Below are 14,864 nucleotides of genomic sequence, written 5' to 3' on the forward strand. Positions count from 1 at the left end.
GAACGCGAACGACGAGACGCCTACCCACACTGGCTCCACACCTACAATCACCACCGCGGCCACACCGCACTCGCCGGCAAACCACCCACCAGCCGCGTCCCCAACCTCCCAGGTCACTACACCTAGGCGCAATGAAGGGGGCCTTCACGTACTTGGGGACAGAGGTGCCGACAGGTCCCGAAAGTTTTCGGAGCGAAGCGCAATCCGCATCGCCTCCGGCACCGAAGGCCTGTCATGACACCGGGATCAGGGGTTCATCCGCAGCAGCGGGAGACCCGAGGGCGTGCGGATCTCCAGTGCCTTGATGTCGCCGGTGCGCATCGCGGTGCCGACCACGATGTGCGCGGTGTCCTTGGGCATCGCGCGCCAGGACGCGAGTTCGCTGGTGCCGCCGTCGGCGCCGACGGCGACCAGGATGTAGTCGCCGGTGCGGTTGCCGCCGTAGCTGCACGTCATGTCGACCTTCGTGCCGGTGTCCGTGGCGGACATGGCGACCTCGGCGGTCACCGGGTAGTCGCCGAGCGGGGTCATCGGGTTCCCCGCCGTCGCGACCGGCCCGGTCAGGACGACCACGAGCGCGGCACTGGCGGCGACGGCCAGCCCGGCCGCGGTGGTGGTGACGGCCCGTTGGATCCGCCTTCCCCGGCGGACCCGTTTGAGCACGGTCGGCAGCAGTTCCGGCGAGGGTGCCGGTTCGTCTTCCAGCAGCGCGGGGGCGCCCGCCTGGGCGAGCAGGCCGGGGATTCCGGCCAGGTCGCGTACGGACGCGGCGCACCGGTCACAGACGCGAAGATGCTTCTCGTAGGCGAACCGGTCTTCCGGGGACAACGCCCCGAGCACGTAGGCCGCGTCGTAGGTGGCGAAGGGGTCGGTCATTGAGTCACCCCTCTTTCCTCCAATATCAGCCGCAGCGCCCGCAGCGCGTAATGCGTCCGCGACTTGATGGTCCCTTCGGCCACACCCAGCCGCTTCGCAGCGTCGGCGACGGAGTAGCCCTGGAAATAACACAGGACGAGGACGTCCCGGTGTCTCGGCGAGAGCTCGCCGAGGGCTTCGGCGACCAGCCAGCCCTGGACGGCCCGTTCGGTGCCGTCCGTGACCGCCGTTTCGGGCGGTTGACCGGTCACCACCTCCGGATGCGCCTCGGAAGCGCGCCAGTCGTCGATGGCGATCCGCCTCGCGACGGTGAACAGCCAGCCGCGCGCCGATCCCTCCGTCTGGTCGAGCACCTTGGCGTTGCGCCAGGCCCGCAGCAACGTCTCCTGGACGACGTCCTCCGCGCGGACCCGGTCGCCGCTGGTGAGGTGCAGTGCGTAGGACCAGAGCGCCGCCGCGTGCTCGTCGTGCAGAGCCCGCATGAGCCGGTCCTCCGCGAATTCCTTCACCGATCCGTGCTCTCGCGGTTGAGGAGCAGCGGGAGGGCGAAGACCACGCACACCACTTCGGTGATCAGGCCCCAGAGCTCGGCCTGGGTGGTGAAGCGCTCCGAGACGCCGAAGAACCCCGTGGTCAGGGAGAGTACGTACGCACCCAGCGTGGCCAGGCCGAAGCCGATCGCCGCGAGCGCCGGCAACCAGTGGTGCCACACCAGGACGGCGACCGCGATGACCACGCCCGCCACGACGTTCACCAGGAAGAGCGGGCCGACCACGTCCGTTTCCGACGCCCAGTCCTGCCATACGACGTAATGCACCCATGCCGAGCCGAGCAGGCCCGCCGCCACGACCGCCCGCAACAACCACCGGATCATGTCCGTATCCCTTTTCCGCGTGTTCGGTTCCCTATGCCTGTGAACACGGAAAATCGGGCCTCCCGGTTCAATTCCGCACCCGATGGGCGCCGAAATTGAACCGGATGGCCGCTTGGACCGTGTGTAGGGGCATGACTGCCGAACTCCACTCCCGCCGCACCGTCCTGACCACCGGGGCCGCCGTCGCAGGCGCGGCCGTCGGTGCCGTGGCCCTCACGGCCTGCGGAAGCGAAACCCCGCCGTCCGGTTCGGCCGCCGCACCGCCCGCCGCGGCACCGGGCGAGACCCTGACCGCGCTCTCCGACATCGAGGTCGGCAAGGCGAAGGCCGCCAAGACCGCCGACGGCAAGGAGGTCATCGTCACCAGGACCGCCGAAGGCACGGCGGCCGCGTTCAGCGCGATCTGCACGCATCAGGGCTGCGCGGTCGTCCCCGAGGGCGCCGACCTGAAATGTCCCTGCCACAACTCGATCTTCGACGCCGCGACCGGCGCGGTCAAAAAGGGACCGGCGGACCAGCCGCTGCCCTCGATCGCGGTCAAGGTCATGAACGGCCAGGTCGTCACGGCCTGACGAACACGAAAAGGGTCCCTTTAGGACGGAAATTCCGTCCTAAAGGGACCCTTTGATCCGATGCTTCAGCTGTCCCAGGTGAAAATCGGGTCGCCCGCCTCGACGTCGCCGCCGGTGAGCAGTCCGGAAAGGACTTCGGCCTTCGCGTCCAGCGCCACCACCGGCACGATCGGCGAGTAGCCCGCGGCCTTGACCGCGTCGGGGTCCCACCCGACCACCGGCTGCCCGGCGCGGACGGCCTCACCCTTGACGACGTGGAGGGTGAACCCCTCGCCCTTCTGCTTCACCGTGTCGATCCCCAGGTGGACCAGCACGCCGCGGCCGTCTTCGGTGGCCACCACGAACGCGTGCGGGTGCAGGGTCACGACCGTGCCGTCCACCGGGGCGACCGCATCCTGGCGTCCGCCCGAGGGCAGGACCGCGATGCCGGGGCCGACCATCGCCTGCGCGAAGACCGGATCGGGCACTTCGGTCATGGCGGTCGTCTTACCGCTCACCGGGCTGAGGATTTCGAGACTCACAGCAGATCCTCGATGTCGCTGGCGATGTTGTCGGCCTCGGGGCCCACGATCACCTGGACACCGGCCCCCATGCGCACGACGCCCATCGCACCAGCGGCCTTCAGCGCCGCTTCGTCGAGCAGACTCATGTCTTCGAGCTCACAGCGGAGCCGGGTGATGCACCCCTCGACCTCGATGATGTTCTCGGCACCGCCGAGCCCCGCGAGGATCTTTTCCGCCCTGTCATCCGCCATCGCGGTCTCCCTGTTCCCTGTCGGTTTCCCACATGCGAACCAGCTGTACTACGCCGTTCGCCGACTCGCACGTGATCCCTGGCCACGAACGCGTAACGGTGGTTGACACCCGCTCGTGCGACGGAGCATCCTGCCCCATCGGATCATTGGTCTAGACCGGAACGTACCAATCTTCCGGACCAGATGCGAGTACAGGTTCCCCGACCGACCGGCCCGAAAGGACGGTGACCGTCATGAGCGCTTCGGCGCAGCTGCCGCCGTCCGACCGTGTGATCAACGGACCGACGCCCAAGCACGCCCAGCTGCGGGAGATTCTGCGCCGCACGGTGGAGCGTGAGCTACCCCCCGGCTCACCGATCCCCTCGGAACGTGACCTCGCCGAGACCTACCAGGTGTCGAGGCTCACGGTCCGCTCGGCGATCGGCAAGCTGGTCGAAGAAGGGCTCTTGTCGCGGGTGCGCGGCAAGGGGACGTTCACCGCCGCGAGGCGGATGGAACTGCAGCTCTACCTGATGTCCTTCACCGAGGACATGCGCCGTCGCGGGATGACCCCGACCACGGAGGTCGTCAAGACCTCCACCGAGGTCCCGCCCGCCCCCTCGGCGCACGCGCTCGGCCTGGCCGCCGGAACTCCGGCACACCGCATCGTCCGGCTCCGCCGTGCCGACGGGGTGCCACTGGCGGTCGAACGCGGCTGGTATCACGCGGGCCGGATGCCCGGTCTGCTCGACCTCGATCTCACCCGATCGTTGTACGTCCAACTCGCCCAGTCGTACGACCTGCGCCCGGACCACGCGTGGCAGACGGTCTGGGCCGAATCCGCGGACCGCGAAACGGCACGCCTGCTCGGCATGCGCGCCGGCAGTCCGCTTCTTGTCTTCCGCCGGGTCTCCAGTGTCAACGGGGAACCGATCGAAGACATGACTTCCTGGTACCGGGGCGATCATTACCAGGTCACCATGCAGCTGGACCGGAACACCCCGGATTCCGGTCATCATCCTCACTACGGAGGTACCCGATGAGCTCCACCACCGCGGAGGGGGCGAAGGGCAAGGGCAAGGGACTGGCCGGGCTTCAACGCTTCGGCCGCAGCCTCATGCTCCCCATCGCCGCTCTGCCCGCCGCCGGTCTGCTCCTGCGGCTCGGCCAGGACGACCTGCTCGGCAAGGACGGTCTCGGTTGGGACAAGGTCGCGGCCGTACTCGGCGCGGCGGGCGGTTCCCTGTTCAACTGGTTGCCGCTGCTGTTCGCGGTGGGTATCGCCGTCGGCTTCGCTCGCAAGAGCGACGGCGCGACCGGGCTGGCCGCCGTGGTCGGCTTCTTCGTGTTCACAAGCGTCCTCCAGGTCTTCGCCCCTTTCAAGGAGCTTCCCGGTTGGGATCCCGAGGCGCCTGCAGGCTTGATGCTCAACCCGCTCAAGTGGCCCTACAGCGTGCTCGCCGGCGTGATCGTCGGTCTGGTCACCGCGCTGCTGTGGCAAAAGTTCTATCGTGTGAAGCTGCCGCCGTACCTGGCCTTCTTCGGCGGCCGCCGGTTCGTACCGATCATCACCGCCGTCGTGCTGATGATCCTGGCGGTGCCGCTGGGCCTGGTCTTCCACTGGGTCAACGATGCCATCCAGGCGGCAGGTGAGGCGGTCACCGCGGCACCCGTGGTCGGTGGCGGGATCTACGGTGTGCTCAACCGTCTTCTGATCCCGGTCGGTCTGCACCAGTTGCTGAACGTGCCGGTGTGGTTCATCTTCGACGGTGGCGACATCCCCAACTTCTTCAAGGTCCAGGACCCCAACGCGGGCGCCTTCATGACCGGGTTCTTCCCGATCTTCATGTTCGCCATCCCCGCCGCGGCGCTGGCGATCTGGCAGACCGCGAAGCCCAGCCAGAAGAAGATCGTCGGCGGTGTGATGATCGCCGGTGCGCTGACCTCATTCCTGACCGGTGTCACCGAGCCGATCGAGTTCTCGTTCATGTTCGTCGCATGGCCGCTGTACCTGATCCACGCGGTCCTGACCGGTACGTCGCTGGCATTGGTGAACGCGCTCGACATCCACCTCGGGTTCTCGTTCTCCGCTGGGGCGATCGACTTCGCGCTCAACAGCACGGCACCGGCGGCGAGCAGCAACGTCTGGCTGCTCATCCCGATCGGTCTCGCCTACGCGGTCATCTACTACGTGATCTTCCGCTTCGTGATCAAGAAGTGGAACCTGCGGACCCCGGGCCGCGAGGACGACTCGATCGAGGCCGACCTCGAGGCCACCGCGGCGAAGCCCGCAAAGTAGTTTCAGCTCAGTAGGACCAAAGGCACGAAAGGGAAAGAACATGCCGGAGAAACGCGTCACCGTGGCCAGCAAGGTGGGCCTGCACGCCAGGCCCGCGGCGACGGTCGCCAAGGCGGCCGCGGCGCAGCCCGTCGCGGTGTCCATCGCCAAGGCGGGTGGCGACCCGGTCGCGGCCGGCAGCGTGCTGAACCTGATGACGCTCGCCGCCGGTTTCGGCGACGAGGTCATCATCAGTGCCGAGGGTGAGGGGGCCGAGGCGGCCGTCGACGCCATCGCCGAGCTGGTGGCGACCGACCTCGACGCCTGATCCCGATCCTCTGCGAAGCCCGGGCCGCCCCGACCGGCCCGGGCTTCGTAGGGTGTTGGGCATGGACAGCGTGCGCGAGATCGAACAGTGGCCGGTGGACAACGCCGCCACGGCCGTGGTGACCGCCGCCGGTGACGTGCTGGGCACGCACGGCGATACGACGAAGGTGTACAAGCTGGCGTCGGTGACCAAGCCGCTCACCGCCTATGCCGCGCTGATCGCCATCGAAGAGGGCGTCGTCGAACTCGACACCCCCGCCGGACCGGAGGGCTCCACGATCCGGCATCTGCTCGCGCACACCTCGGGGCTGGCCTTCAACGAGCACAAGCAGATGGCCGCGCCGGGCAACCGGCGCCTGTACTCCAACGCCGGGTTCGAACAGCTCGCCGACGCGCTCACCGAGCACTCGGGCATCCCCTTCGCCGACTATCAGGCGGAGGCGCTTTTCCAGCCGCTGGGCATGAAGGCGACCAAGCTGAGCGGCTCCCCCGCTTCGGGCGCCGAGTCCACTGTGGACGATCTGATCGCGTTCGCCGCCGAACTGCAGGCACCGAAGCTCATCGCCGCCGAAACGGTGCGCGAGGCGACTTCCGTGGTCTTCCCGGGGCTTTCCGGTGTCCTGCCCGGCTTCGGCCACCAGAAGCCGAACGACTGGGGCCTCGGCTTCGAGATCCGCGACCACAAGAGTCCACATTGGACCGGGTCGTCGAGCTCGCCGCGGACCTTCGGCCACTTCGGGCAGTCCGGCACGTTCCTCTGGGTCGATCCCGACGCCGGCGCCGCCTGCGTCGCGCTCACCGACCGCGCCTTCGGCCCGTGGGCGGCCGAGGTGTGGCCGCCCTACACCGACGCTGTGCTGGCCGAGCTGGGTCGTGAGTGATTTGGGTCGTTCTGGCAAGGGTGCTTTAGATACCTGCCGGGGGTGAGCCGGGTAGCGGCCGGCTCTTCACACCTTCCCCAGTACATGAAGGCCCCCTTGCTTGCGCCAGGCGCAAGCAAGGGGGCCATCATGTACCTCACGGCCACGCGCGGGGTATCCAAGGGAGGGTTCGTTCCGACGACCCGAAACACTCACGCCCGCGACCTCACTCCATGACGCGAATCGGCGAACCCGCCTGGAAGGCCGCGATGTCCTCGACCGCGTCGCGGTAGAAGATCTCGTAGGCCTCCCGGGTGACGTAGCCGATGTGAGGGGTGAGCACGACGTTGTCCAGCGTCCGCAGCGGATGCTCCACCGGCAACGGCTCGACGTCGTAGACATCCAGCGCGGCGACCGCGATCTCCTTGCGGCGCAACGCGTCCACCAGCGCGACCTCGTCCACGATCGGGCCGCGCGAGGTGTTGACCAGCATCGCCGTCGGCTTCATCGCGGCGAGCTCGGACGCGCCGACCAGCCCGCGGCTGCGGTCGCTGAGCACCAGATGGACCGACAGGACGTCCGCACGGGCGAACAGTTCTTCCTTCGACACCGCCGTCACGCCGTGGAGATCGGCCTTCTCCTTGGTCAGGTTCTGGCTCCAGGCGATGGTCTCCATGCCGAACGCCTGGCCGATCTTGGCCGCCCCGGCGCCGAGCCTGCCGAGCCCGAGCAGCCCGAGGGTCTTGCCGGACAGGATCGTGCCGACGGTGGTCTGCCAGCCGCCCTCGCGCATGTTCGCGGACTCCGCCGGCACGTTCCGGGCGGCGGCGAGGATCAGCGCCCAGGTGTGCTCGGCCGCCGGAGCCGCGATGTACCCGGTGGAGGAGACGACCACGCCGTTGCGCCGGGCGGCGGCCACGTCGATCGCGGCGTTGCGGTGGCCGGTGCTCACCAGCAGCTTGAGCGCGGGCAGCCGGTCGAGGACCTCGGCGGGGAAGCGGGTGCGCTCGCGCATCGCGACCACGACGTCGAAGTCCCGGAGGCGGCCCACCACCTCGGCGGGGTCCGCGAACGGCTTCGTGAACACCTCGATCTCGGCGCCGAGGGAGCCCCAGTCGCCGAAGCCGAGCGCCACTTCCTGGTAGTCGTCGAGAATCGCGATCTTCATACCCTCAGGCTAGTTCAGCTCTTTCGAAGAACCCGAACGGCGAGGCCTGTGGTTCCATGGCGGCGAGGTGTATCTCCGAGCAGAGGAGCGGGATGGACGACGGCGAAGTCTTAGCCTGGACCGAGACCGAACGGCTGAGCTTCGCGGATCTGCTGGAGGGCCTCGCCGAGCAGGACTGGTCGGCGAAAACGCTGTGTACGGAGTGGACGGTTCACGCGATGGCGGGCCATCTCGCGCAGACCACCAGGAACCGGTTCAAGGACACCCTGGTCGGCCTCGTGAAGGCCAAGGGGAACTGGGACCGGATGAACGTCGACCAGGCCGTCGCCTATGCCACGCGGTTCACCCCGGCCGAACTCGTCGCCCAGATCCGCGAGGACGCCGGATCGGCGCGCCGCCCGCCCGGCGCCAAACCAGTCGACGAACTCGCCGACGTCCTCATCCACGGCCAGGACGTCGCCCGCCCGCTCGGCATCGACCGGCCCATGCCGGAGAAGCCGGCGATCGCGGCCCTGGAGCACCTGCTGGTCAGCCCGTTCTGGGGTGCCAAGAAGCGCTGCAAGGACCTCAACCTAATCGCCACCGACGCCGAATGGTCCGGCGGAGCGGGCACCGAAGAGGTCCGGGGCCCGCTCGTCGACCTGCTCCTGGCCGTGAGCGGCCGAAGCACCGGCCTCACCACGCTCACCGGCCCGGGCACCGACCGGCTCGGCGCCGGCTGAACGTCACCAGCGAGGGACGAACACGTCGACCCGGACCAGGTGGTGGTCCGAAGCGTCGTTGAGCCGGGCCAGGGGCGAGTCGGGCAGCGGCCAGAAGACCTCGGCACGCCAGGGGATCAGGCCCTTCGACGGCAGGACGTAGTCGATCCGCAGGTTCCCCGGCGCGTTGTCGTTGAAGTCGCCGGTGTCGAAGAAGGGGTCGCCCTTCTGACCGATATTGGCGCCTGCTTGATCTTGGGCGGCGCGCACGCCGCCTTCGCTGCCCGGCCGGGTCTCGATGACGCGCGGCGCGTTCAGCAGGCGCAAGATCGCGCCTGGGACGCTGTCGCCGTCGAGCGGGTCGGAGTTGTGATCACCGGCGATCACGAACTTCTCGTGCGCGGCGAGCCCGCCGCGGCGACCGTTGTCGTCGTGGATGTAGCGGCCCTTGCCCGGGGTCACGTAGTCCGCCCAGAAGCGGATCTCGTCGTTGTTGCGGGTGCCGTTGCGGTCTTCGGGGCCGTCGAAGGTGGGCGGCGTCGGGTGCGCGGTCAGGAAGTGGACGGTCGAGCGGCCGACGCGGACCGGAACGTCCCAGTGGGACTTCGACGACAGGCGCAGCACGTCGAGCGCCTGCGGCGAGTACCAATCGCCCGGCGCCGGGGTGGCCGGATCGTCCGGGAGCAGCGCACCCGGCATGTCCTTCCAGAGGAACTTCTGGAAGGTCCGCACGCTCTGGATGTCGATCGGGTACTTGGACAACACGAGCATGCCGTACTGGCCCTCGAAGAGGCCGAAGCCGTGCGCGTCGTTGCCGCCGCCGACCTGGCCGTTGCGGTCGAGGTCGAAGCCGGTCGAGACGCCGGTGTTCGACGGCGCGGTGAAGGCGTACGGGTAGTCGATCGGCGCGGCCCCGTTCTGACCGCGCTCGAGGTAGTTCTCGCGGAACAGATCGGCGGCGCGGTTACCGGGCACGTAGTCGAACTCGTTGATCAGCAGCACGTCGGGCCGGTTGCGCTGGATCACCTCGGCGACCTCGCCCGCCTGGGCGTTGCCCGGCTGCGACAGGTCGGTCACCAGCTGACCGGCGGCGCCACGATTGAGCGAAGCGTTGTACGTCGCGAAGCGGACGTTGTGCCCGGCGGTGGCTTCCGCCGGTGTGGCGGCCAGCAGCGTCCCGGCCAGCAAGGCGCCCGAGGTGAGCACGGCGGCGATGCGTTTCACGGTCTTGAACTCCCCGTTTTGAGGGCGACAGTCGGTGCGACCTTACGCACTCGACGCGGCCGCACGGGTGAGCTTCAGGTGAACAGCGCCTCTTGAACGCGTTCAAAATCTGGGCTACGGTACTTCTTGAACACGTTCAAAAGGAGGTCCCCATGCAACCCGTAGTCGTGGCCTACGCCCTCTACCTGGCCATCACCGTCCCGCTGACCGTCCTGGTCGCCCGCACGCTGAGCAGGCACGGCAAGACGTTCCTGGAAGACGTCTTCCAGGACAAACAAGCGCTGGCCCACTCGGTCAACCAACTGCTCGTCGTCGGGTTCTACCTGGTCAGCCTCGGTTTCGTGACCCTGTTCCTGACCAGCGACGACACCGTCCTCGACGCGCGCGACGTCTTCGAGATGCTGTCGGTCAAGGTCGGCACCGTGGCGCTCGTGCTCGGCGTGATGCACGTCGGGAACGTGCTGGTGTTCAACGGCATCCGGCGCAAGCACCTCAACCACACGGCCGCACGGCCCGTGCCGCCGCCGCCCTACCCCGGCTACCCGGCGCCCGCTCCGCACCCCGCGCCCTGACCGGATAACGTGCAGTCGTGGCGAAGAGTGAGGAAACCAGGTCACTGATCGTGGCGACCGCGTTACGGTTGTTCGCCGAGAACGGCTACGACCGCACGACCATGCGGGCCATCGCCGCCGAAGCGGGTGTGTCGGTCGGGAACGCCTACTACTACTTCGCCTCGAAAGACCAGCTGATCCAAGGCTTCTACGACGAGATCGCCAGGGTGCACCTGACGACGGCGCGGGAGGCGATCGAAGGTGAGCGGGACTTCAGCGCGCGACTCAAGACCGTCCTGCTCACCTGGCTCGACGTCGCCGAGCCGTACCACCGCTTCGGCACCCAGTTCTTCGTCAACGCGGCCGACCCGGACTCGCCGCTGAGCCCGTTCAGTGAGGAGTCTTCACCCGCGCGGGACGCCTCGATCGGCCTGATGCGCGACGTCATCGCCGACTCCGACGTGAAACTCGACCCGGACCTGCGCGACGACCTGCCGGACCTGCTATGGCTGTACCAGATGGGTGTGGTGCTGTTCTGGGTCCACGACCGCTCCCCCGGCCAGAAACGCAGCCGGGTGCTGGTGGAACGGACGGTCCCGTTGATCGCACGGCTGGTGGGGCTTTCGCGGCTGCGGGTGCTGCGGCCGGTCAGCCGCGAGATCGTTTCGCTGATCCGGGACCTTTCGAAGCGGGACGATCCCGCTCCCCCACGCGACTAGTCACCTACTTGCGGGGTTCGCCGGCCGGCACGATTCCGTGAAGGACTCCTTGAGGGACCCTGGGTCCCTCAAGGAGTCCTTCACAGACTTCTGGGAAGCCCACTGGCCGCAAGTAGGTGACTAATTGCGGGCGGGTCAGGACTCCCGGACGGTCCGGAAGTAGAGGAACCGCGGCTGGGTCCGCAGCTTCGCATACCACCGCGGGTCCGATTCGGCGATCGCCTCGTCCGGCATCGGCTCGACCAGCCGGTCGACCGCGAACCCGGCGTCCCGCACGGCACCGAAAGTCCAGCTCAGCGGCCTCCGGTAGAACCGGACCTTCTGGCCGGCCGGGAACTCGTCCTCCAGCAGTTCGAGCTGAAAGTAGTTCTGCTTCTCGAACCAGCGCCAGTCCTCGCCGGGATGGTGCACAGAGAACACCAGGAGCCCACCCGGTTTGAGCACCCGCCGGAACTCCGCCAGCGCCGGTGCCCACTCCTTCAGGTAGTGCAGCACCAAGGACGCCGTGATGACGTCGATCGAGCCGTCGTCCAGAAAGGACATCGGCCGCGAGACGTCGGCCGTCTCGAACTTCGCGACGTCCCCGAACTTCTCCCTGGCGACGGCGACCATGCCGGCGCTGGCGTCGACGCCGAGGACGTCCGCGCCCTTCGCGGCGAGCAGCGCGCTGAGGTGTCCCGCCGCGCTGCCGACGTCCAGCACCCGTTTGCCCGCCACGTCCCCGGCCAGCTCGACGATGGCGGGACGGTCGTAATGGGCGTTGGTGCTGCTGGTTTCGGCGTGCGCAGCGTAGAGCCGGGCGAACCCGTCGTACTGAGTCCTCGTGCTCTCGGCGGAAGAAGGTGCCTCGAGCCGGGCGGCGCGCGCCCGCTCGATGATCTCGTCGATCACCTCGGTCTTGGCGTCGGCGTAGTGCTGGATGTACTTCCAGGTGCGCGACGCCAGTTCGCGTTTCTTGACCTCGTAGAGCTTCCGCTCGTCCTCGTGTGCGATCAGGCGCTCGCGGAAGAGCCGGTACCGCTCGGTCTGGCCGTTGTCCGGCGAGTAGACGTGCAGGTTGATGTTGGTGTCCGGACCTTTGAAACTGCGGTGCTTCTCCCACTCGGGCTCGCGGATGACGAGCTTGTAGCCCGCCGCTTCCAACTGCGGCACGTAGGCGTCCTCGTCGTCCGAATCGGCGACGATCAGCATGATGTCGATGATCGGTTTCGCGCAGAGTCCCGGCACCGACGTGGAGCCGACGTGCTCCAGTACCAGCGCGCGTTCCCCCAGGATCCCCCTGATGCGCTGGGCTTCCCGGTCGAACAAGGCGGGCCACCCCGGGTCGTATTCGGCCAGCGTGACGGTGGAATTCAGTACCGGAGCCTGCTCGACCCAGGCGTTGTTGATGTCTTCTTCGGTGTAATCGTCTCGATCGGGTTTAGGCATCGACCCCTTGTTCCTCTCTCAAGGCAGTCGGCCAGATTATCGAACCTCGGCGAACTTGTCAGGAGACCGGCAACGAAAAGATCCCGCCGGTCGCTTCCCGAAGAGCGTCCCGCATCGCCGCACGCGGCGCCGGCTGCCCGGTGAAGTACTCGGACTGTCCGAAAGCCTGGTGCAGCAACATGTCCAGTCCGGTCGCGAGCCGCCCGCCCTGGTCGGCGACGGCTTCGGCGAGCGCGGTCGGCCAAGGGTGGTAGATGACGTCGAGGACGCAGCCGATCCGGGCCAGCTCCGCCAGATGCGGGCGGAGCGCGTCCGGGGGCACGGTGTTCACCAGTACCGCCGAGTCGGCCGCGAGCTTCCCGAAGTCGGCGTCGGCCCAGCGGAGCACTTCGGCGTCGAGCCCCGCCCGCCGCGCCGCCTCGACCGTTTCCGTGGCCCGTGCGGGATCCCGCACGACGAGCCGCACCGTCCGCACGCCGAGCGACGCGAGCCCGACGACCGCCGCCGCGGCGGTGCCGCCCGCGCCGAGGACGACGGCCGCGTCGTCCTCGCCAGGCGAGTACTCCCCCGCGATCCGCAGCGCCTCGGTGACCCCGTCGACATCGGTGCAGTCTGCCAGCCAGCCGGTTTCCCGGCGCACCAGCGTGTTCGCCGCGCCGACCGCCGCCGCCCGCGGCGTGACCTCGTCGGCGAACTCCAGTGCGGCCCGTTTCCCCGGCATGGTCACCGAAAACCCGGTCCACTCCGGGCCGAGACCGTCGACGAACGCGGGTAGCCCGGGCCCGTCCATCTCGACCCGCTCGTAGGTCCAGCCGTCCAGGCCCAGCGCGCGGAAGGCGGCGCCATGCAGCACGGGCGAAAGCGAGTGTTCGACCGGCTTTCCCAGGATCGCGGCCTTGCGACTAGATGACACCTCGCCTCACCGCGTCATCTCGGTTCTTCCTGTGGTCCTCGAACGTCACCGCGAAGCAGGAGAGCCCGTTCTTCTCGCACTTGACGAAGAAGATCCAGTCTCCCGCGACCGGCTTGAGCGCGGCCTGGATCGCTTCCGCGCTGGGCACCGCGATCGGTGTCGGGGTCAGGCCGACGGACTTGTAGGTGTTGTACGCGCCCGCTTTTTCCCGTTCCTCGGGTTTCGTGAGCAGAGTCGGCCGGTCCAGGACGTAGTTGACCGTCGAGTCCATTTCGAGCCGCATCTTCTCGTCGAGCCGGTTGTAGATGACCCGCGAGATCTTCCCGAAGTCGGCCTTCACCGCCTCGCGTTCGATGATCGACGCGATGATGAGCGTCTCGTACGGCGTCTTGCCCTCGCCCTTGGACTGATCGCTCAGTCCTGCGTCGAGGATGCGCTTCGCCGAGGTCTTCACGACGTCGGTGAGCAGTTCCTCGGCCGTCCAGCCGGGTTTGACGTTGAAGATGCCCGGGGCGATCAGCCCTTCGAGCCGCCGGTCCTTGTGCTCCGCCTTCGCGGCGGAGTCGATGGCCCAGGACGGGACACCCAGCTTCGCCAGATCCGCGGTCTCGATCGTCTTCCGCAGTTCCTCGACCGGGATGCAGGTGCTCTTGCCGTTCAGGTCGGCGCAGGAAGCCTTGGACAGCAACGAATACACACCCGGGGTCACCTTGCCGTCCGGCTGGGTGATGTCGTGGAACTGGGTGTACGGCCGGATTTCGACCTGGCCGACCTTCGACGCGGGGGCGATCATCTTCTCGACCGCGCTGGCACCGGACATCTTCGTCTTCATGACGTAGTAGCCCTGCTGGAGCCGCGAGACGGCGGTGTTGTCCTCGCCCGCCTTCACGAACGCCTTGCCGCTGGCGACCACCCCTGCCGCCTGCAACCGGTTGCCGATCGCAGAGGTCGAGTCGCCCTTCTCCACCTGGACGAGGACGTCGGTCTCGCCGGTGCCTTCGTAGTCGTCGTAACCGAAGATCTGCGTGAAGCCGTAGTAGGCGCCACCGGCGAGCAGGACGAGCACGGTCAGCGCGGCGATCCAGCCCACCGCGCGTTTCTTCTTCCGCTTCTTGGGCGGCGGTCCCTGACGTTCCGGGCGCTCGTCCTCGATGCGTTCCGGCTCGGCACGGTCGTCGTCTTCGAAGTCTTCGTAATCCTCGTAGTCGTCGTACTCGTCATAGTCGTCGTACGCGTCGTCGCCGAAGATCTCGTTGTATTCCTCTTCGCTGCCTTGAGGCGGCGAAGAGGGTGCAGCGCCGGGGCGCCGGGCAAGGGGCGCGTCCTGGATCGCGGGGAGGATGTCGGTCGGCCGCTCGTCCGGGAGCGGGCCGTCGTCCTCGCGGCGCCTGCGGCGGCCGGGGCGGGGCGGCTCGTCCTGGGCGTAGGCGGGCATGCCAAGACTCCGGTCACCCGGCTGGGGGGACCGCCGCGACGGTGCGGGAGGCGGCGGAGCCGCGGGTTCCGGGGCCCGCCTCGGCGGGGCCGGCCGTTGCGCCGAGGGCGGCGGTTCCTCGGCCGCACGCCGGACACGCTGCGGTGGCTCTTCGGGAGACCGGCGGGCACGCGGCGGTTCCTCCACCGGACGCCGCACGGGCGGC

The 14,864-nt window shown here is 68.2% G+C and carries 17 protein-coding genes and 2 pseudogenes; 9 read left to right on the forward strand and 10 right to left on the reverse strand.

Going from position 1 to position 14,864, the window contains the following annotated elements:
* Positions 1 to 126 (forward strand): annotated as a pseudogene (locus DL991_RS31305) (IS481 family transposase); the annotation flags it as partial.
* A gap of 120 nt (positions 127 to 246) precedes the next feature.
* Here DL991_RS31305 and DL991_RS31310 read toward each other — a convergent pair.
* The 3 genes from DL991_RS31310 to DL991_RS31320 are packed head-to-tail and all read right to left on the reverse strand — an operon-like array spanning position 247 to position 1,750.
* On the reverse strand, positions 247 to 876 hold the full coding sequence (locus DL991_RS31310; protein WP_125787968.1) for an anti-sigma factor: 630 nt from the start codon (positions 874 to 876) through the stop codon (positions 247 to 249).
* Positions 873 to 1,385, reverse strand: coding sequence for a sigma-70 family RNA polymerase sigma factor (locus DL991_RS31315; protein WP_016333085.1), 513 nt, complete (start codon positions 1,383 to 1,385; stop codon positions 873 to 875). The genes DL991_RS31310 and DL991_RS31315 overlap by 4 nt, the downstream gene beginning before the upstream one ends.
* Entirely contained in the window at positions 1,382 to 1,750 is a 369-nt protein-coding gene (locus DL991_RS31320; RefSeq protein WP_125787969.1) for a hypothetical protein, read from the reverse strand. Before DL991_RS31320 ends, DL991_RS31315 begins: the two co-directional genes overlap by 4 nt.
* Positions 1,751 to 1,881: 131 nt before the next feature.
* On the opposite strand from DL991_RS31320, the gene DL991_RS31325 reads away from it, so the two are divergent.
* Positions 1,882 to 2,322: a ubiquinol-cytochrome c reductase iron-sulfur subunit gene (locus tag DL991_RS31325; protein WP_125787970.1), complete on the forward strand. Its 441-nt coding sequence runs from the start codon at positions 1,882 to 1,884 to the stop codon at positions 2,320 to 2,322.
* 65 nt (positions 2,323 to 2,387) lie between these two features.
* On the opposite strand, the gene DL991_RS31330 is transcribed toward DL991_RS31325, so the two are convergent.
* Complete coding sequence (locus DL991_RS31330) at positions 2,388 to 2,843, reverse strand: PTS glucose transporter subunit IIA (RefSeq protein WP_016333082.1); 456 nt, start codon at positions 2,841 to 2,843, stop codon at positions 2,388 to 2,390.
* Positions 2,840 to 3,085, reverse strand: a pseudogene (locus tag DL991_RS31335) (glucose PTS transporter subunit EIIB); the annotation flags it as partial. The gene DL991_RS31330 and the pseudogene DL991_RS31335, both read right to left, overlap by 4 nt.
* A gap of 224 nt (positions 3,086 to 3,309) precedes the next feature.
* On the opposite strand from DL991_RS31335, the gene DL991_RS31340 reads away from it, so the two are divergent.
* The 4 genes from DL991_RS31340 (at position 3,310) to DL991_RS31355 (ending at position 6,541) form a co-directional block, all read left to right on the forward strand.
* The gene (locus DL991_RS31340) at positions 3,310 to 4,098 is read left to right on the forward strand and encodes a GntR family transcriptional regulator (RefSeq protein ID WP_034318372.1); all 789 of its coding nucleotides are present in this window, start codon (positions 3,310 to 3,312) and stop codon (positions 4,096 to 4,098) included.
* On the forward strand, positions 4,095 to 5,354 hold the full coding sequence (locus DL991_RS31345) for a PTS transporter subunit EIIC (RefSeq protein WP_125787972.1): 1,260 nt from the start codon (positions 4,095 to 4,097) through the stop codon (positions 5,352 to 5,354). Before DL991_RS31340 ends, DL991_RS31345 begins: the two co-directional genes overlap by 4 nt.
* Before the next feature lie 40 nt (positions 5,355 to 5,394).
* Positions 5,395 to 5,661 (forward strand): HPr family phosphocarrier protein, encoded by a 267-nt coding sequence (locus DL991_RS31350; RefSeq protein ID WP_125787973.1) that lies wholly within the window; start codon positions 5,395 to 5,397, stop codon positions 5,659 to 5,661.
* A gap of 61 nt (positions 5,662 to 5,722) precedes the next feature.
* The gene (locus tag DL991_RS31355; RefSeq protein WP_125787974.1) at positions 5,723 to 6,541 is read left to right on the forward strand and encodes a serine hydrolase; all 819 of its coding nucleotides are present in this window, start codon (positions 5,723 to 5,725) and stop codon (positions 6,539 to 6,541) included.
* 205 nt (positions 6,542 to 6,746) lie between these two features.
* Here the strand turns inward: DL991_RS31355 and DL991_RS31360 are convergent, their stop codons facing one another.
* Entirely contained in the window at positions 6,747 to 7,688 is a 942-nt protein-coding gene (locus DL991_RS31360) for a D-2-hydroxyacid dehydrogenase family protein (RefSeq protein WP_125787975.1), read from the reverse strand.
* 92 nt (positions 7,689 to 7,780) lie between these two features.
* Between DL991_RS31360 and DL991_RS31365 the strand changes: the two genes are divergently transcribed.
* On the forward strand, positions 7,781 to 8,410 hold the full coding sequence (locus tag DL991_RS31365; RefSeq protein ID WP_125787976.1) for a maleylpyruvate isomerase family mycothiol-dependent enzyme: 630 nt from the start codon (positions 7,781 to 7,783) through the stop codon (positions 8,408 to 8,410).
* A gap of 3 nt (positions 8,411 to 8,413) precedes the next feature.
* On the opposite strand, the gene DL991_RS31370 is transcribed toward DL991_RS31365, so the two are convergent.
* Positions 8,414 to 9,613, reverse strand: a complete 1,200-nt coding sequence (locus DL991_RS31370) for an endonuclease/exonuclease/phosphatase family protein (RefSeq protein ID WP_125787977.1) — start codon at positions 9,611 to 9,613, stop codon at positions 8,414 to 8,416.
* 152 nt (positions 9,614 to 9,765) lie between these two features.
* Here DL991_RS31370 and DL991_RS31375 point away from each other — a divergent pair, with 152 nt between their 5' ends.
* Positions 9,766 to 10,185, forward strand: a complete 420-nt coding sequence (locus DL991_RS31375; protein ID WP_125787978.1) for a hypothetical protein — start codon at positions 9,766 to 9,768, stop codon at positions 10,183 to 10,185.
* 17 nt (positions 10,186 to 10,202) lie between these two features.
* Positions 10,203 to 10,883, forward strand: coding sequence for a TetR/AcrR family transcriptional regulator (locus tag DL991_RS31380; RefSeq protein ID WP_125787979.1), 681 nt, complete (start codon positions 10,203 to 10,205; stop codon positions 10,881 to 10,883).
* A gap of 135 nt (positions 10,884 to 11,018) precedes the next feature.
* Here the strand turns inward: DL991_RS31380 and DL991_RS31385 are convergent, their stop codons facing one another.
* From DL991_RS31385 to mltG, 3 genes are read right to left on the reverse strand one after another with little or no spacing between them, the layout of a single operon-like run.
* Positions 11,019 to 12,311: a GrpB family protein gene (locus DL991_RS31385; RefSeq protein ID WP_125787980.1), complete on the reverse strand. Its 1,293-nt coding sequence runs from the start codon at positions 12,309 to 12,311 to the stop codon at positions 11,019 to 11,021.
* Positions 12,312 to 12,369: 58 nt separating this feature from the next.
* Positions 12,370 to 13,224, reverse strand: coding sequence for a shikimate dehydrogenase (locus DL991_RS31390; RefSeq protein WP_125787981.1), 855 nt, complete (start codon positions 13,222 to 13,224; stop codon positions 12,370 to 12,372).
* Positions 13,214 to 14,659 (reverse strand): endolytic transglycosylase MltG, encoded by a 1,446-nt coding sequence (gene mltG / locus DL991_RS31395; protein ID WP_125787982.1) that lies wholly within the window; start codon positions 14,657 to 14,659, stop codon positions 13,214 to 13,216. Before mltG ends, DL991_RS31390 begins: the two co-directional genes overlap by 11 nt.
* Positions 14,660 to 14,864 lie beyond the last annotated feature (205 nt).

This window comes from Amycolatopsis sp. WAC 01375, from assembly GCF_003947325.1.
Classification (GTDB): domain Bacteria; phylum Actinomycetota; class Actinomycetes; order Mycobacteriales; family Pseudonocardiaceae; genus Amycolatopsis.